Annotated in this window: 15 protein-coding genes; 10 read left to right on the top strand and 5 right to left on the bottom strand. The window is 52.6% G+C overall.

Features of this window, described 5'->3' with window-relative positions; genetic code table 11:
• The 10 genes from xdhA to PsAD13_RS16385 all read left to right on the top strand — a co-directional run bounded on the left by xdhA (position 1) and on the right by PsAD13_RS16385 (position 13,090).
• On the top strand, positions 1 to 1,488 hold the full coding sequence (gene xdhA / locus PsAD13_RS16430; protein WP_063318851.1) for a xanthine dehydrogenase small subunit: 1,488 nt from the start codon (positions 1 to 3) through the stop codon (positions 1,486 to 1,488).
• Positions 1,478 to 3,823, top strand: a complete 2,346-nt coding sequence (xdhB, locus tag PsAD13_RS16425) for a xanthine dehydrogenase molybdopterin binding subunit (protein WP_063318850.1) — start codon at positions 1,478 to 1,480, stop codon at positions 3,821 to 3,823. The genes xdhA and xdhB overlap by 11 nt, the downstream gene beginning before the upstream one ends.
• Entirely contained in the window at positions 3,823 to 4,806 is a 984-nt protein-coding gene (xdhC, locus tag PsAD13_RS16420; RefSeq protein WP_063318849.1) for a xanthine dehydrogenase accessory protein XdhC, read from the top strand. Before xdhB ends, xdhC begins: the two co-directional genes overlap by 1 nt.
• A gap of 51 nt (positions 4,807 to 4,857) precedes the next feature.
• Positions 4,858 to 6,450: an ABC transporter ATP-binding protein gene (locus PsAD13_RS16415; protein ID WP_208986686.1), complete on the top strand. Its 1,593-nt coding sequence runs from the start codon at positions 4,858 to 4,860 to the stop codon at positions 6,448 to 6,450.
• The gene (locus PsAD13_RS16410; RefSeq protein ID WP_063318848.1) at positions 6,440 to 7,528 is read left to right on the top strand and encodes an ABC transporter permease; all 1,089 of its coding nucleotides are present in this window, start codon (positions 6,440 to 6,442) and stop codon (positions 7,526 to 7,528) included. Before PsAD13_RS16415 ends, PsAD13_RS16410 begins: the two co-directional genes overlap by 11 nt.
• Entirely contained in the window at positions 7,521 to 8,450 is a 930-nt protein-coding gene (locus tag PsAD13_RS16405) for an ABC transporter permease (protein WP_084404738.1), read from the top strand. The genes PsAD13_RS16410 and PsAD13_RS16405 overlap by 8 nt, the downstream gene beginning before the upstream one ends.
• Before the next feature lie 374 nt (positions 8,451 to 8,824).
• Positions 8,825 to 9,898 carry a BMP family ABC transporter substrate-binding protein gene (locus tag PsAD13_RS16400; protein ID WP_063303976.1) on the top strand — a complete coding sequence of 358 codons (1,074 nt, stop codon included), beginning with the start codon at positions 8,825 to 8,827 and terminating at the stop codon, positions 9,896 to 9,898.
• A gap of 118 nt (positions 9,899 to 10,016) precedes the next feature.
• Positions 10,017 to 11,198, top strand: coding sequence for a urate hydroxylase PuuD (locus PsAD13_RS16395; RefSeq protein ID WP_057466299.1), 1,182 nt, complete (start codon positions 10,017 to 10,019; stop codon positions 11,196 to 11,198).
• Positions 11,199 to 11,202: 4 nt separating this feature from the next.
• Positions 11,203 to 11,739 (top strand): 2-oxo-4-hydroxy-4-carboxy-5-ureidoimidazoline decarboxylase, encoded by a 537-nt coding sequence (uraD, locus tag PsAD13_RS16390; RefSeq protein WP_063318847.1) that lies wholly within the window; start codon positions 11,203 to 11,205, stop codon positions 11,737 to 11,739.
• Positions 11,740 to 11,878: 139 nt separating this feature from the next.
• The gene (locus PsAD13_RS16385; protein ID WP_063318846.1) at positions 11,879 to 13,090 is read left to right on the top strand and encodes an ArgE/DapE family deacylase; all 1,212 of its coding nucleotides are present in this window, start codon (positions 11,879 to 11,881) and stop codon (positions 13,088 to 13,090) included.
• A 34-nt stretch (positions 13,091 to 13,124) separates the two neighbouring features.
• Here PsAD13_RS16385 and PsAD13_RS16380 read toward each other — a convergent pair whose 3' ends face one another.
• The 5 genes from PsAD13_RS16380 to PsAD13_RS16360 all read right to left on the bottom strand — a co-directional run bounded on the left by PsAD13_RS16380 (position 13,125) and on the right by PsAD13_RS16360 (position 17,835).
• Positions 13,125 to 13,748 carry a LysE family translocator gene (locus PsAD13_RS16380; RefSeq protein ID WP_063318935.1) on the bottom strand — a complete coding sequence of 208 codons (624 nt, stop codon included), beginning with the start codon at positions 13,746 to 13,748 and terminating at the stop codon, positions 13,125 to 13,127.
• A 177-nt stretch (positions 13,749 to 13,925) separates the two neighbouring features.
• Positions 13,926 to 14,549, bottom strand: a complete 624-nt coding sequence (locus PsAD13_RS16375) for a LysE family translocator (protein ID WP_063318845.1) — start codon at positions 14,547 to 14,549, stop codon at positions 13,926 to 13,928.
• A 183-nt stretch (positions 14,550 to 14,732) separates the two neighbouring features.
• The gene (locus tag PsAD13_RS16370) at positions 14,733 to 15,458 is read right to left on the bottom strand and encodes a hypothetical protein (protein WP_208986685.1); all 726 of its coding nucleotides are present in this window, start codon (positions 15,456 to 15,458) and stop codon (positions 14,733 to 14,735) included.
• Between the two features lie 52 nt (positions 15,459 to 15,510).
• Positions 15,511 to 16,554 (bottom strand): MaoC family dehydratase, encoded by a 1,044-nt coding sequence (locus PsAD13_RS16365; RefSeq protein WP_063318843.1) that lies wholly within the window; start codon positions 16,552 to 16,554, stop codon positions 15,511 to 15,513.
• Between the two features lie 81 nt (positions 16,555 to 16,635).
• Positions 16,636 to 17,835, bottom strand: coding sequence for an acetyl-CoA hydrolase/transferase C-terminal domain-containing protein (locus tag PsAD13_RS16360; RefSeq protein ID WP_208986684.1), 1,200 nt, complete (start codon positions 17,833 to 17,835; stop codon positions 16,636 to 16,638).
• Positions 17,836 to 17,889 lie beyond the last annotated feature (54 nt).

Raw genomic sequence — 17,889 nt, 5'->3', positions numbered from 1 at the left:
ATGCGCACGGCAATCCGCTTCCTTCGTAAAGGCCAGATCGTCGAATTGGATCGTTTTGAGCCGACAACCACTTTGCTGGACTATCTGCGTCTGAGTGAACGCTCAACGGGCACCAAAGAAGGCTGTGGTGAAGGGGATTGCGGTGCCTGCACCATTGCGCTTGGGCGTTTGCGTGACGGCAAACTCATTTATGAGCCCGTGAACAGCTGTATTCTATTGCTCGGCCAGATTGATGGCTGTGAGCTTGTGACGGTTGAAGATCTGGAAGGGCCTGACGGATTACACCCTGTCCAAAAAGCGCTTGTAGAGCTTCATGGATCACAATGCGGTTTCTGCACGCCCGGTTTCGTGATGAACCTGTTTACACTTTATCATGCGAATACACCGGGTCTGTCACGGCAGGATGTGAACACCTGGATAGCGGGCAATCTGTGCCGCTGTACCGGATACCGACCAATTGTTGATGCAGCTCTGGAAGCGTGTCGTGATGGCTTGAATGACGTTTTTGCTGCGCGTGCAATGGAGACAGAGAGTAAACTTGCAGCTCTTCAGGATGCGCAGGATATTCATGTGGGCGATGATGAGCGGTTCTTCTTTGCTCCGAGCAACTTTCAGCGCTTGCTGGAGACCTATGGTGAGCATCCGGACGCCACGCTTATTTCTGGCTCTACAGATGTTGGGCTTTGGGTCACTAAGCATCTGCGCGACCTGCCGAAGGTTATTTTTCTTGGGCGCGTGAATGGTCTGAGCACTTGCTATGAGGATGAACAGGGTATCCGGCTTGGTGCTGGTGCGTCTTATGCGGTCGCTAATCCGTTTCTGAAGTCTATTGATCCTGATCTAGAGGTGGTGATCAGCCGGATTGGTTCAAAGCAGGTGCGGGCATCGGGGACCGTTGGCGGGAACATAGCAAATGGATCGCCTATCGGGGATATGCCCCCGATGCTGATTGCTCTTGGGGCGGAAATTGAGCTGCAGAGCAATCGTGGGCGGCGTACCTTGCCTCTGGAGAGTTTCTTCATTGACTATGGCAAGCAAGATATTGCTGAGAACGAAGTGCTGACGTCGATCAGTGTGCCTCGTTTGAGCGCAAATGAGCAATTCCGGGCCTACAAGATCACCAAGCGCTTTGATCAGGATATCTCTGCAGTGATGGCTGCGTTCTGTCTGACGGTGAAAGACGGTGTTGTGGAGCGTGCGCGCATGGCGTTTGGTGGTGTTGCGGGCATTCCAAAACGTGCAAGTAGCGCTGAAGCGGTTCTGGTTGGTGCGTCGTTGGAAGATCGAGGCAGTTGGCAGGATGCGTTGAATGCGATTGAGAGTGAATTCGTTCCACTGACTGACATGCGAGCCTCCAGCACCTATCGGCGTGATATTGTGCGAGGGCTTTTAGAAAAAGCCTTACTGGAGATATCTGCTTCATCCTCGCAAAAAACGCGTGTCCACGGGCAACGTGAACTGGTTGAGGGAGGCGCTCATGTCAGCTGATCTTCTTGAAAAGACAGAGGCAGGCACCTCGACCTCTCAGGTCGTGGGAAAATCCTACAAGCATGACAGTGCAGAAAAGCATGTGTCTGGAACTGCAACATATATTGATGACATGATTGAGCCGTACGGCACGCTTCATGTGGCGCCGGGGTATGCGTTTCATGAAGCGTGTGGCCGTCTGACGACAATCGATCTGAGTGCTGTCAGAGCAGCCCCCGGTGTTGTTGCAGTGCTGGAAGCTGCGGATATTCCCGGTGTGAATGATTGCTCTCCTGCCATGGGAGATGATCCGGTCTTTGTATCAGATCGCATCGCATTCCATGGGCAGCTGGTGTTTCTTGTGGTGGCTGAGAGCCGTTTACAGGCGCGCAAGGCTGTTCAACTGGCACGAATTGAGGTTGAGGCTGAAACGCCGCTGGTGAGCGTTGCTGATGCTCTCAAAGCCGAACAGAAGGTTTTGCCGGACTATGAGTTTCGCCGTGGGGCACCGGAAGCCACTATGGAACGGTCCGCGCACACGGTTAAGAGCAGTTTTGCGCTGGGTGGGCAGGAGCACTTCTATCTTGAAGGGCAGATGGCCTTTGCTGTTCCCGGTGAAGATGGCGATATGCTTGTGCATTCCTCCACGCAGCATCCAGCTGAGGTTCAGCATACCGTTGCTAAAGTGTTGGGTGTTGATGAGGCCGCGGTGACCGTTGAAGTGCGCCGGATGGGGGGTGCATTTGGCGGTAAGGAATCTCAGGCCAACCAATGGGCTGCACTGGCGGCTTTAGCTGCAAACGCTACTGGTCGTCCATGCAAATGTCGGCTGGACCGTGATGACGATATGATTCTGACCGGGAAACGCCACGACTTTCTGGTTGATGTGGAAGCGGGATGTGATGCATCCGGCAAGATTGAAGCGGTTCAAATCAATCTGAATTCGCGCTGCGGACACTCTGCCGATCTGTCGCTTGGTATCAATGATCGCGCGATGTTCCATGCGGATAACAGCTATTTCTATCCAGATGTTCTCATCTGTTCTAAGAGGCTGAAAACAAATACGGTTTCTAATACAGCTTTCCGTGGTTTTGGAGGCCCGCAAGGGATGTTCGCGGCGGAGCGGTTGATGGATGCGATTGCGATCAAGATGGGGCAAGACCCACTTGATGTACGTAAGGCAAACTTCTATCGCGAGGGTGAGAACACCACGCCTTATGGGCAGTCGGTTGATGAACACGACGTGCTGGCCGCGCTGGTGGATGAGCTGGAGGAAAGCTCCGAGTATCGCGCGCGTCGTAAAGCTATAGACGCGTTTAATGCTGAGAACGTGATCCTGAAGAAAGGGATCGCGTTGACGCCGGTGAAGTTTGGTATTTCGTTCACGCTGACCCATCTTAACCAAGCAGGTGCACTGGTGCATCTTTATCGCGATGGTTCTGTGCACCTGAACCATGGCGGCACAGAAATGGGGCAGGGCCTCTATCAGAAGGTTGCGCAGATTGCAGCGACTGAGATGGGGGTTCGCCTTGAGAAGGTAAAGATTACCGCGACCAACACCTCCAAGGTGGCAAATACGTCACCGACAGCCGCCTCGTCCGGTACGGATTTGAACGGTATGGCTGCTGCGATTGCTTGTCGTGAGATTGTTGGACGTCTGAAAACCTTTGTGGCGCAGCACTTCGAGGTGTCTGAAGAAGATATCGAGCTGGTTGATGACCAGATGTTGATTTGCGGGAAGCAGAAGCTTTCCATCAAAGAGCTGGCTCAGCTTGCTTACGAACACCGGATTCATCTTTCTTCTTCAGGATTTTACAAAACGCCGAAGATCATCTGGGATCGTGAGCGGGTAAAGGGACGTCCATTCCTTTATTTCTCCTATGGGGCCTCCTGCTCTGAAGTGGTGATTGATACGTTGACCGGTGAAATGAAAGTTGAACGGGTTGATGTGCTTCATGATGTTGGCAAATCGCTCAATCCGGCACTGGATATTGGCCAGATTGAAGGTGGCTTTGTGCAGGGTATGGGCTGGTTGACCACGGAAGAGTTGTGGTTTGATGATGCTGGCCGACTGCGGACACATGCTCCGTCTACCTACAAGATTCCGACTGCCACGGATGTGCCTGAGATTTTTAATGTGGCGCTTTATGAGAGTGACGGGAACCCTGAGCCAACGATCTATCGTTCCAAGGCTGTTGGGGAACCGCCTTTGATGCTGCCAATCTCTGTTTTTTGCGCGATTAATGATGCGGTTGCGAGTCTGAACAAGGGTGTTTTGCCGACACTGGATGCACCTGCAACGCCTGAAGCGATTTTGAAAGCTGTTAAAGCGATCAAGGTCGGAGAGGAGGGCTGATGCGGGTTTGGGGTGAAGTTTTGTCTGCTCTTGATGCTGCTGGCCAATGCGTGCTGGTGAGCATTTTGGATGTTGCTGGATCATCCCCCCGCGAGGTTGGCGCACGCATGGTGGTGCGACCGGATATGTCGTTTAAGGGAACCATCGGTGGTGGCCGTCTTGAGTACGATGTTTTGCATGAAGCTGTTTCATTGATGGGAAATGGTGGGGCGGCCTTCCAGACGCGCTCATACGCGCTTGGACCGGACCTTGGGCAGTGCTGCGGTGGGCGGGTTGAAATCGCATTTGAGCAATTTCACCTCAATTATCGCGGTCGTGCACAAGATTTTTCCACACAAGAAGGGGTGGGGATTTTTTCAACGACTGCAAATACTTGCAGTTCCGGCCCCCTTGAAAGGCACGTATTACCCCCTGCAATGTGCAGTGCAGATTCCGCAGAAATTGTTTTAAATCAAGGCAAACTGACGGAGAGGTTCGGGGAGGATAGGCCTCACCTGTATCTGTTTGGTGCAGGGCATGTTGGCAAGGCTTTGATGCTTGCGATGGCCCCTTTGGGCTTTCAGATCAGTTGGATTGATGAACGGCGTGAAATTTTTCCTAAATATGTACCTTCCAATATCCGCTGCATTCATCTAAATGAGCCTCAAGTCGTCGTAAAGAACCTTGAGCCGGGAAACTATGTCATCGTAATGACCCATGATCACAAGCGTGATCATGCTATAGTAGATGCCGCTGTTCGTAGAACCGATCTGGCATTTATTGGATTGATAGGCAGTGCAACAAAGCGCGCGCGAACACTTAAACGGTTCAAAGACTCCGGAATATCGGAGGCGCAAAGCAAACAGCTTGTTTGTCCGGTCGGAATTACTGAGATTAAAAGCAAAAAACCGTCTGATATTGCAATTTCCATTGCTGCTCAACTTCTAGTGGTGAAAGAGCAGCAAATGAGCAATGCTCAGGGAGGTTTTCGTTTTGCTTCTTAGGTTCAGGGAGAACATCTTGATCTAATTTTGCTTGGGGGAACGGGTAACACGATGGAAAACGAGCAGAGGTCTGACCCGGTGACAGGGGGCGAGGATCTCATAGAAGCCAAGGGTATTACCAAGCGATTTGGTGACATTCTAGCGAACGACAATGTCGATCTCGTCATTAAGCAGGGTGAAATTCATGCTTTGCTGGGCGAAAACGGAGCGGGTAAGTCCACGCTCGTAAAAATTCTCTACGGCGCTCTTGAACCGGGTGCGGGAGAGATCCTCTGGAAGGGAAAACGGGTTTCAATCTCGAACCCTGCGGCTGCCCGCAAACTGGGCGTTGGCATGGTGTTCCAGCACTTCTCCTTGTTTGAAGCGTTGAGTGTGGTTGAAAACATCGCGCTGGCCTTGCCTAAAGGCGAAAAAATCGAGGCACTTTCCAGACGTATTACTGAGGTTTCCCAAAAGTATGGCCTGCCTCTGGATCCTGCAGCACTGGTTGCGGATCTGCCGGTTGGCATCCGTCAGCGTATCGAAATCGTGCGTTGCCTTTTGCAGAACCCCAGTCTCATCATCATGGATGAGCCTACGTCTGTATTGACCCCGCAAGAAGCGGATCAGCTTTTCATCACCTTGCAGCGCCTCGCCTCCGAAGGGTGTGCGATCCTTTACATCTCTCATCGTCTGGAAGAGGTAAAGAAGATCTGTCACAACGCCACGATCATGCGTCATGGCCGTGTGGTGGGTGGGTGTGATCCTGCTGAGGAAACACCGGCCAGCCTTGCCCGTATGATGGTAGGTGGTGATGTGCACGACATTTCGGCTGGTGCAATTGAGGCACAGCCGGGTGATGTGATGCTCAAGCTGCGCAATCTGTCTATTCCGTCGGATGGTGCGTTTGGCATTGAGCTGAAGGACGTCAATCTGGACTTGCGCGGCGGCGAGATTGTTGCTGTTGCCGGGATTGCAGCGAACGGCCAGAGCGAGTTGTTTGATGCGATCTCTGGCGAGACGCAGGTCAAAGATGCATATGCGGTTGAAATTTGCGGTGTGCCGGTTGGCAAGCGCAAGATCAATGACCGGCGTTTGCTGGGCTCTGCCTTTGTGCCTGAAGAGCGCTTGGGTCATGGTGCGGTGCCGGGCTTTGTGCTTTCTGACAATATTTTACTGACGCGCTATAAAACTGAGCCGTCATTGATCAAGCACGGCATGCTTAACCAGAAGCTTGCAACTGAAATGGAAAAGCGCATCACCGTTTCCTACGATGTGCGTATGTCTCATGATAATCCTGAGGCGCGCTCGCTTTCTGGCGGTAACCTGCAGAAGTTTGTGGTTGGCCGTGAGCTGGACCGTGTTCCGAAAGTGCTGGTGATTAATCAGCCGACATGGGGCGTTGATGCAGGCGCTGCGGCTTTGATCCGTCAGGCGATCATTGATCTGGCCCGAGGTGGTTCTGCTGTTATGGTGATTTCCCAGGATCTTGATGAGATCTACGAGCTTTCTGACCGGATTGCGGTGATCTCTCGTGGTGAGCTTTCTGTCGCTGAACCAGCTTCTGAAATGACGCGTGAGAAGATCGGTCTTTTGATGGCGGGTATGGGTGAGGGCAAGTCTGCTTCCCCTGCAGCAAAAGCGGGAGAGACCCATGCGCATTGAACTTGAAAAACGGGCTGAGCACTCTCAGCTGATGAGCGTTGTTTCGCCGCTGATTGCGATTGGGCTTACGCTTGTGTGTGGCTCTATTTTGTTTGTCAGCATGGGTTACAACCCGATTGATGCGCTTTATGCCTATTTCATCGAGCCCCTGACAACCAGCTGGTCTATTGAAGAGCTGCTGGTGAAAGCTGGTCCGCTGGTGCTGATCGCGGTTGGCCTGTCTGTCTGTTTCCTGTCCAACTCGTGGAATATTGGTGCAGAAGGCCAGTTCACCATGGGTGCGCTGGCTGGGTCTATCATTCCGGTGCTGTTTTACGACTTTACCAGCCCGCTGGCCCTGCCATTGATGGTGCTGATGGGCATTTTGGGCGGTATGGCGTGGGCGTCTATTCCGGCGTTCCTGAAGGTGCGGTTTGGGACCAATGAGATTCTGACCAGCCTGATGCTGGTTTACATCGCGCAGTACATTCTCGACTTTCTTGTCCGTGGTCCATGGCGTGATCCGGAAGGTTTCAACTTCCCGGAAAGCCGGATTTTTGATGCGGCACACGTGCTGCCGAAAATCGGTGAAGGACGTCTGCATATTGGCATGATCTTCGCCATTCTGGCTGTTCTGGTGGTTTGGTGGATGCTGTCTCGCACGCTCAAAGGTTTTGAGATCAAAGTGATGGGTGAGACACCGCGTGCTGGCCGTTTTGCTGGGTTTTCCAGCAATGGGGTTGTCTGGTTTGGTTTCCTCGTTTCCGGTGGTTTGGCTGGTCTGGCTGGTATGGCGGAAGTCTCCGGTTCTATTGAACAGCTGACGCCTGTTATTTCTCCTGGCTATGGGTTTACCGCGATTATCGTAGCGTTCCTTGGTCGTTTGAATCCTGTTGGAATTCTGTTTGCCGGGTTGTTGCTTGGGCTTTCCTACATCGGCGGCGAGTCTGCTCAGGTCAGCCTTGGTTTGACTGATAAGGTGACGCGTGTGTTTCAGGGCATGCTGCTGTTCTTTGTGCTCGCCTGTGACACGCTCATTCTTTACAGATTCAAGATTGCTTCCAGTGTGAAAAACATGAAGGAGGCAGGCAATGTCTGATCTTTCCATGATTGAGGCTGTACTTCTGACCATCATCACCGCGTCTACGCCGCTGTTGCTTGCTGCTATTGGTGAGCTTGTGGTGGAGCGTTCAGGTGTGCTCAACCTTGGTGTTGAGGGGATGATGATTGTCGGCGCTGTGATGGGTTTTGCAGCGACACAGGCGACTGGCTCTCCTTACATCGGCATTGTGGCGGCCATGATCTCCGGCGTTGCCATGAGCCTGTTGTTTGGCTTCCTGACGCTTAATTTGATGGCTAATCAGGTGGCGACAGGCCTTGCACTGACTATACTGGGGCTTGGCCTTTCCGGTATGGTTGGAGAAGCTTTCATCGGTCAACCGGGTATCAGCCTGAAACCGATTGCTATTCCAGTGTTGTCGGGCATTCCATTTATTGGGCCGCTGCTCTTTAATCAGGACATTCTGGTTTACGCTTCTTATGGTCTTGTGATTGCGGTTTACTTTGTGTTGTTCAGGTCCCGTACGGGGCTGATCATCCGTGCGGTTGGTGACAATCACGGCTCAGCGCATTCGCTTGGATACTCCGTCATTCAGGTGCGTTATCTGGCTGTGATGTTTGGCGGGGCGTGTTCTGGCCTTGCTGGCGCTTACCTGTCACTCATTTACACCCCGCAGTGGGTTGAGGGCATGACAGCGGGCCGAGGCTGGATTGCGCTGGCTCTGGTGGTGTTTGCAAGCTGGCGCCCAGCGCGTGTGCTGATTGGGGCTTATCTGTTTGGCGCTGTTTCCATTTTGCAGTTCCACGCGCAGGCCGCTGGTATTGGTTTGCCGACGCAGTTGATGTCTGCGCTGCCGTATCTGGCAACTATCATTGTGCTGATTATGATCTCGCGTAATAAGACACTTGCCAAGGTGAATACACCTGCATGTCTTGGTAAGCCCTTTGTGCCTGATCGCTAATAAGAACCTGATTTGACCGACGCGCTCATAGTAGACGTTGGTCAAATTGTAAATATTTCGACCTTCGTATACATGGTGGGTCGGAGATATGGATAACAGAGATTTAAATCTCTGAGTGAATATGAACTTATTCACGGCTGCACAACTTGCGGATTTCTGCACGCGCACGAATAAACGATCGCAATTATTTGCGAGCGAAAACAAAGCAGAAAAACAACTTGTGGGCGCACAAATGCGCAGAACGGCCTTCGGGTTTGTTCCTATCGTGTTTGCTTGGCGCCGTCGTTCATCTGGTTCTCAATGGTGTGTTCCGCCGCGCTTATTAGGGTGTTGCGTGGCAGGAATGCAGGTTAACCTATAAAGGGGAGCGCACAATGCGCACTATCTTCAAGCTTGCTGCAACTGCTGCAGTTGCACTTGGTCTTTCCGCAGGGGCTTCAAATGCTGCTGATCCACTGAAAGTGGGTTTCATCTATGTTGGTCCAGTTTCTGACCATGGCTGGTCTTACCAGCACGATCAGGGCCGTCAGGCGATTGAAAAGCACTTTGGCGACAAAGTTGAAACCACTTACATCGAAAGCGTGCCGGAAGGTGCGGATGCTGAGCGCGCGATTGAGCGTCTGGCTCGCTCCGGTCACGAGCTGATCTTTACAACGTCCTTTGGTTACATGAACCCAACCTTGAAGGTTGCGCGCAAGTTTCCGAAAGTGAAGTTTGAGCATGCAACGGGCTACAAGCAGGCGAAGAACGTTTCTTCTTACGGCGCTCGCTTCTACGAAGGTCGTTATGTGCTTGGTCAGATCGCTGCAAAGGTCTCCAAATCCGGCACTGCTGGTTACATCGGGTCTTTCCCGATCCCTGAAGTTGTGCGTGGCATCAACTCCTTCATGCTGGGTGCACAGTCTGTGAACCCGGACTTCAAGATCAAGACCATCTGGGTGAACTCCTGGTATGATCCGGGCCGTGAAGCTGATGCTGCAAAAGCCCTGATCGATCAGGGCGTTGACATCATGGTTCAGCACACTGACTCCCCAGCGCCTCTGCAGGTTGCTGAAGAGCGTGGCATCATGGGCTTTGGTCAGGCATCTGACATGATCAAGTTTGCGCCTAAGGCACAAGCAACTGCGATCATCGACGACTGGTCCGCTTACTACATTGCCCGCGTACAGGCAGTGATGGACGGCAACTGGAAGGGTCAGGACACCTGGGGCGGTCTGGATGTCGACATGGTTCACATGGCGCCGTTCACCAACATCCCGCAGGATGTTGCAGAAGAAGCTGCCAAAACTCTTGCTGCGATCAAGTCTGGTGAACTGAAGCCATTTACCGGCCCAATCACCAAACAGGACGGCTCTGAGTTCCTGAAAGCTGGTGTAAGCGCTGAAGATGGTGCACTGCTTTCCATGAACTTCTACGTTAAAGGCATCGACGACCAACTGCCTGAATAAGCCTCAAGCTTGTTTTCGGAGAGCGCCACTTTTTTTCACGGTGCTCTCCGCTGATTTCAGCAGTGGGGGTTTTCTCCCGCTGCCCACTCATTTCAATTGAACTTAAAAGAACAAGACAATGACAGCCACTTTCCTTAGTGAATGGCTCAATCTGCTTTTCCGCTGGTTTCACTTGATTGTGGGCGTGGGCTGGATTGGGACCTCTTTTTATTTCATCGCTCTCGACCTTTCCTTGCGCAAACGGGAAGGGCAGGCAGAGGGCATTTTTGGCAGCGCCTGGGAAGTCCACGGCGGCGGTTTCTACCATGTTGAGAAATTCATGGTGGCACCGAAAGAGCTGCCGAAAGACCTGATGTGGTACAAGTGGGATGCTTATCTCACCTGGGTATCCGGCTTTGCTCTTTTGAGCGTTCAGTACTATTTCAATGCAACAGTTTATCTCATTGACCCAGAGGTCATGAAGCTTTTGCCTGTTGAGGCTGTTGCGATTTCCATCGCGTCCCTTGGGCTGGGCTGGATCATTTATGATCGCCTGTGCCGCTCTGCCATTGGCAAGAACACACCTTTACTGGCTGCGTGCCTGCTGGTGATCATTCTTGGCGCGACCTATGGGTATTCGCAGGTCTTTTCAGGACGCGGGGTTCTCATTCACGTTGGTGCGCTGATTGGTACGTTTATGGCCTTCAACGTGTTTATGGTGATTATCCCGAACCAGAAAAAGATTACCGCAGACCTGCTGGCAGGGCGTAAACCTGATGCCGCGCTTGGCCTGATTGGCAAGCAGCGCTCGGTTCACAACAATTACCTGACATTGCCGGTTCTTTTGATGATGGTGTCCAACCATTATCCGTTGCTGACGGGGCATAGCCAGCCTGTGCTGGTTGTTGCGCTGATCCTGGTGATGGGCGGTATGGTGCGCCACTTCATCAATCGTCATGATGCGCATGACAACTTTGCCAATTTCTGGTGGGCCTTGCCTACGGCAGCCGTCAGTCTGTTTGTAGCTCTCATTGTGACACAGCCTGCCAAGATTGGTGGTGGACATGGTCCGATCCCAGACAGTGATGTGCTGGAAATTGCGCAGACCCATTGTGCAGCCTGCCATAGTGCGACACCAACCAATGAAGCCTTTAGTGAAGCGCCTAAAAACATTGAGCTGGACAGCATTGCTGATCTGCAACGCTATGACAGCCTGATCATGGCGCAGGCGGTGCGGTCCTCTGCCATGCCACTTGGCAATGAGACAGGCATGACCAAAGAAGAGCGCGAGATTCTTGGCGCCTGGTTGCAGGGGCATTGAGGCCATGGTGACTTATTCTCTGGATGAAGTGAACAGGTTTTCGCTGAACACCTTTGTCGAAGTGTTTGGCGGGGTTGCCGAGCACACTCCCTGGGTTGCAGCTGTTGCCCAGCGAGATGCACCTTTTGCCTCTCGTGATGCGCTGATTGAGGCGTTTGCTAACGCTCTGCAACATGCGGATGAAGAGGCGCAGCTGGCGTTAATCCGTGCACACCCCGACCTTGCAGGCAAAGCGGCGCGTGCCGGTGAAATGGCTGATGCCTCTGTGAATGAACAGTCCGCCGCTGGACTGGACCAGCTGAGTGATGCGGAATATGAGCAGTTCACCCAGCTTAACGGCACCTACAAATCCAACTATGGCTTCCCCTTCATATTTGCGGTGAAAGGGGCAACCAAGCATCAGATACTGGAGGCCTTCCAGCTTCGCTTGCAAAACAGCGCGAAAGATGAGTTCGCGGAGGCTTTGCGACAGATCTGCCGGATATTCAGCTTCCGACTGGAGGATCTGGTTGTAGATGAACAGAGTGCTTGCAGTTCCTGATCCTTGCCGGAAAGTGCTTACTACAGTTACGTAAGGGGCAATAATCCACTGGAACATGAGGGGCCGCATGACAAGATGCTTGCAACCATCACTGTTATCTATTGGATTAATGCTACTGTAAAATTCAAGGGGAGCATTCATGAAGGCCGCGATTGAAAACCGGTTTGCGGAGCAGGTAGACTTCCTGCGCGAATTGGTCAAGGTGCCAAGCGACAACCCGCCAGGGGATACAGAGCACCACGCGTTGCGGACTGCTGAGCTGCTTGAAGGCCTTGGCTTTACCGTTGAAAAACACCCTGTTCCAGAACCATTTGTGCGCCAGAACGGCATGGTCTCTGTGACCAATCTGATCATTCGTGAAACGTTTGGCGACGGGTTCGGACCAGTGATTGCTCTAAATGCACACGGTGATGTTGTTCCTCCGGGGGAAGGCTGGACTAAAGACCCTTATGGCGCCGAGATTGACGATGGTGCTTTGTATGGGCGCGGAGCTGCGGTTTCCAAAGGAGATTTTGCCACCTACGCTTTTGCGTTGCTGGCTCTTCGTGAGTATGCGGATGAGCTGGAAGGCTCCGTGGAACTGCATTTGACGTATGATGAGGAAGCTGGTGGGTTTGTTGGGCCGAAGTGGCTGTTGGAACAAGAACTGACCAAGCCGGACTATGCGATCTCAGCAGGCTTTTCTTATGCAGCGACAACGGCTCACAACGGCTGTTTGCATATGGAAGTGATCTTCCGTGGCCGTCAGGCGCATGCTGCAATGCCAGAGAGTGGCGCGGATGCCCTGCAAGCTGCAACGCCTGTTCTCACAGCGCTTTATGAGGAACGCGAAAGGCTCAAGTCCATTCAGAGTGAACAGGATGGCATTGGATCACCTCAGATCACTGTGGGCCTGATCTCAGGTGGCATCAACACCAACGTTGTGCCAGAGCGTGTTTCGCTGCGCGTTGACCGGCGTTTGATCCCCGAAGAAAATGGCGAACAGGTGGAAGAGCAGCTGATTGAGCTGATTGAAGCTTTGGTACCGGAAGATTGCGGTGTTGAGGTGGAGTGTCGGCGCATTATGATTGCTGAGCCGCTGCGCGAGTTACCGGGTGCAAAAAAGCTGGTGGAAGCGTTAAAATGGCCTGCCAAAGAGGTTTTGGGCATTGAGCTGAAAAGCACGGGCGCTCCGCTTTACACCGATGCCCGCCATTATGCTGAGGCCGGTATTCCAACAGTGCTTTATGGTGCAGGACCGCGGTCCATTCTGGAAGCCAATGCCCATGGGGCGGATGAGCATCTGCAGCTGTCGGATCTCAAGGCAGTTACGATTATTGTGGCGGATGCCTTGAAAACACTTCTTCGATAGATTGTGAGAAGCCCGGATGTTCCGGGCTTTTTTGCTAGCTCACGCGGCCAGACAAAGCGGTGAAAATACCTGCGCCCAGAAGGCCAGTGCCGCCGACCTTATTGAGGCGCTTGAGTGTGCTTGGTCCGTTGACGACTTTGCGCAATCCGCCCGCCATGGATACCCAGAACACTGTGTTTATGCCACCAAGCGTAACAAAAGTGAGGCCCAGAATGAAAAACTGGGTCAGCACGGGCTGGGTGTGGTCAACAAACTGAGGCAGGAATGCCACGAAGAACAGCATGCCCTTTGGGTTGAAGGTGGTGACCAGCAGGGTGTCTCTGAAGATCTGCAGTGCCGGAACATGTGGCATCTCAACTTGTGTGGATGGGCCGGAATTGCTGCGCCACATCTTAATGCCAATGTAAATCAGATAGGCTGCGCCGATGTATTTCATGATCTGGAAAAGCATGGCGGAGGTTGCCAGCAGGGCTCCAAGGCCAGCAAGAGCTGCTGTAATTGCAAACAGGTCCCCTAGCATCACTCCGGTGACGGAGGCAACTGCGGCGCGCTTGCCCTGACTGAGGCTGTAGCTGATGACCATCAGGACGGTTGGGCCGGGAATGATCAGTAGTAGGATACTTGCCGCGGCAAACGCGATCCATGCTTCAAACGCCATGATGTTCTCCGGAAAGGCCTGATCGATCATGAACAGGTGATGAGTTGAAATGCTTTGAGCTGATCTCTCAAAGTGTGCAGCAGATGAGAAGCTTACCCATGTAGATGCTGTTTGGGTAGAGGCAGGCCTTTGAGAAATACTGGAGAGACTTTGAGTTCTTGCCACTGTCTGTGAGTTTTATGGAAACTTTCCTGACAGTGCGATGAAGAGCCCGGCACTCAGCAGACCGGTTCCCCCGATCCTGTTGAGACGTTTTGCGCATTTGCCTCCGGTGAGCATGGCACTGCAACTGCCTGCCATGGAGGTCCAGAACATCGTGTTGATGCCACCAAGGAGCACGAAGGTTGCTCCCAGCAGTATGAACTGCGGAATGACTGGAATCGTGTCATCTACAAATTGCGGGAGAAACGCGACGAAGAACAGCATGTCTTTTGGGTTGAAGGCTGAGACCAGAAACGTATCTCTGAATATTTGCAGGCGGGTCGTTGCCACAATCTCCATTTGGTCTTTGAGGACAGATTTCCTGCGCCACATGCTGACGCCCAGATAAATGAGGTAGGTCGCGCCCGCATATTGCAGGATGTCATAGAGCAGCGCGGAGGTTGAGATGACGGCGCCGAGCCCGGCCAATGCGACCGAGATCAGTAAGATACTCCCCAAACTAACGCCAAGGGCTGAGGCGACAACCGCCCTCAGGCCCTGGCTGATACCATAACTGGAGACCATAAGGACTGTTGGTCCGGGGATGATGAGTAAGATGGTGCAGGCAAGGACGTAAGTCAGCCAAACCTCGATGGCCATGGCTTTTCTCCTGAAACGATGTGTTGCACAGGAGAGGTAGGGGCGAATTGTGACCAAAATTCTGCGGGTGTGATGACGAAATACAACAATGGAAACAATTATTTACGCCTCACATTTTGTTGCAGGAGGCAATGGTGCTTGATGAAAGTTTGAGCGATTGCATGCTGTTGCTCGCATGAGAGCTCAGCTTGGTGAGAATTGTTTGACCCAGACCGTCAGGTTTCCGGAAGTTTCAAAGCCCGTTTGTTTGGCGCTATGCAGAGTTTCACCTCGTGCATAGCCGACTATAGGTGCTGATGGTTGCCATGCCTGCAACAGGCACGCCATTTGCTGGAGGTCTTGTAGGGACAGTGTGCCTGCAAAGATGTTGGAGAGGCCGATTGAGCTGCCAGACCAATTGCCGATGAAGCCCTTGGTGTACTTTCCCGCTTCAGCATAGCCCCAAAAGGCAATGTTCGGGTTCGTGAGAAGTGCAGGTGGAAACATGCTGCGGTCTGTCTGATTGCCGCTTGTCTTCCATGCTGCCTCCCAGTGCTCCAGCTGCCGGGCGGTCTTTATCTGCTCCCAGCCTGCCGTGTCTGCTTTGACGATTTCAGTCAGATAAAACCAGCTGGCATCGAACAGTTTTTTGAAACCAAATTGTTCCAGTGGAAGGTCAGCAAAACTGTCTTTGACATAAACATCAACGGTTGCAGTACGCGTGAGGTCATTGACGAGTTCAGGATTTATTGCCGGGAGGCAGGTCACGATGCTGGAGTAAAACGGAAGGGGCGGCACAGTGGTGTGAAACAGCTCCTTGGAGCGCTCATAGGGAATGCCATGGGCTTCAAACATATGCTGATAAAGATACGCATTGTTTTCAGCGGCTTCCAACTGCCATGCGGCTTTGCTCATGATAGCTGGTTTCACGTGTCATCCATCTTTTACACAAGAGAGCATCATAGGAGAATGTGGTGTGGGATCAATAGCCAGCGGCTGCGTATGGACCTCCGCCCTGACGGTAGACGAGCAGGGTGCGGGTGTAGGAGAGGGCCTCGGTGCCGGTTTGATCGTGGGCGACGGTTTTTACGGTCAAAATGCCTTGATCTGGTCTGGAACGGCTTTCTCGCTTTGACAGGACTTCGCTTTCCACTTTGAAGCGATCATCCGCATAGAAATGACGAGACAATTTTGTATCGGTCCACCCCAGATTGGCAACCACACGGCCAAAGGTGGTTGTGGTGGCGGCGGTGACCAGCGAGAGGACGTGCAGTTCTGATGCTGGTAGACGGTCTCTGCCGTAGACCTCCCGCGCGAACTCATGATCACGGTAAAGTGGGTGCCATTGCATGGTCTGGACGGCGTGGCGGAGCATGGAGGAGGAGTGGAGTGTGATGTCCGGGCTGTGCTCGAAGACCTGACCTGTTGCGAACCCCTCAAAGTAGATGCCTGTTGTTTCCTGTAGGGACCCATCCTCACGTTGATAATAGGCCAAAAACCAAGGATTACTGCTGGAGTTGGGAAGGTTGCCCCAAACCGGATGCTTGCCTTTTTTGAAGATGCTGACGGTGTATGTGAGGTTGGCGACCTCAACGCCTTCCTGATTGGTGCAGGAGGTTTTTACAGTGACGTGGCCGGTTTTGTCTTCAGCCTCTGCTACTGCGATGATTTGGCTACAGCAGTAGAGCGTGTCGCCGCCGAAGATGGGCGCAGTCATGGAGATGTTCTTAAACGCTGTGATGCGGTCTTTTCTGGCAAAGGTCTTCCAGCTCATGCCGAAGATCTTTTGCAGTGTCAGCGTGGAGACGACGAGAGGTTTCCTGAACTCTGTCTGCGCTGCGTAATGGGCATCATAATGCAGCATTGCGGCATTGAAGGTGTCCAACGCTTCCTCTGCATTTTCCTGCTGAGAAACCGTCATGCCGGGACGATGGTGAAAGATCTGGCCCACGGAGAACTCTTCGAAGTTGAGGCCGTAAATCTCCAGAAAGCGATTTTCTGAGATTTGAGCGTAGGCTGAATACATGATGGGCTCCTTTCAGCCTAGTAGATGGTCAGGTTTTTGGCTTCTTCGCGCAGCTCATCGCGAAATTGCGGGGCGGCGAGCTCAATGAGGGCGTGGGCGCGCTCTGAGGTGGACATGCCAAACAGGTTGGTGCAGCCATACTCCGTGGCCACATAGCTGCCCACCGCTGCCTGAAATCTGACGCCAGTTGATGGATTCTGAGGCGACTTGGCCGAACAGGTCAATCTCCACGAAGGAGTTTACGGAGACCACCCGGTCATTTTGGGCGATGATGTGCGGATTGTTGACGTAGTGCGCTGGATGACAGGCCATGGTGGGGTTGTTGTCGAGATAGGCGTAATAGTCGGGATTGGAGAACAGAGCGATGTTAAAAACGGTGTGCCCGACATTGAGCTGTTTATACCGGTTGGATACGTTACCGGCTTGTATCAACTCGAACAGCGTATCACCCAGCATTTCTGTGTGAATGCCAAGATCAGATTTTGTCTTCAGGCGTTTGCCAACTTCATTCGGGACGCCGCCAATGCCGAGCTGAATGCAAGCGTGATCTGGCACAAGTTCAGCAACAAACTCACCAATCTTATGGTCCTCAGGACTTGTCGGTTTCTTTGACAGGACCATAAGGTCGCTGTTGTGCTCAATAAGGGCTGAGACCTGAGAGATATGTATGAGCCCAGACCCAAAGGTGCGCGGCATGTTTTGATTGACTTCAACGATAATCTGCCCAGCCTCAAACGCGAGGGGGATGGACATGCTACCATCTACACCAAAGCTGAAATAGCCGTGCTCGTCCATGGGAGAGACCTGAAACAAGTGCACATTGGGCTTGCCATGACGGGAGAAAACACCTTGGGCATACAGGCTAAAATGCTCTGGGAGATAATGCGGAATGATCAGATCCGGATGGGTCTGCCTTAACTCCTTGGCGTGATCAGCAAGTTGACGAAAACTTCCTCCTAAAAAAGGGCAGAGCAGCTTGATCTGTTTGAGGACATCGACATTTGAAAACTGATCGACAATCTCTTTGCGTGAGCGGAGCAGGTAAACATCTGGTGTGCTGCTGAAGTATCCGGCAGCAGCAGCCTCGCAAAAGGCTTGGGTTAGGCGAGGAGGGGTTCCGCAATAACACCCGAAGGTGATCAGCTTTGTGTCTCTTGCAAGCGTTTTTATCGCCTCATCTGCGCTTATCAGTTTTTGTTGATACAGCTGATCAAAGTGGTCTGCAGGCATGCGGTTATGTCCGGGGTCCATCGTCAAAGAGGTCAGCTTGATCCTATCCATTTTCAGGAAATTAATTGTTACTGATCTACATTCTGCCTCTACGGCATCAATGGA

Origin of the sequence: Pseudovibrio sp. Ad13 (assembly GCF_001623225.1) — a bacterium.
In the GTDB taxonomy this organism is placed as follows: domain Bacteria; phylum Pseudomonadota; class Alphaproteobacteria; order Rhizobiales; family Stappiaceae; genus Pseudovibrio.
Note: the sequence above shows the minus strand (reverse complement) of the source record. Positions and strands in the feature narration are given on the sequence as shown.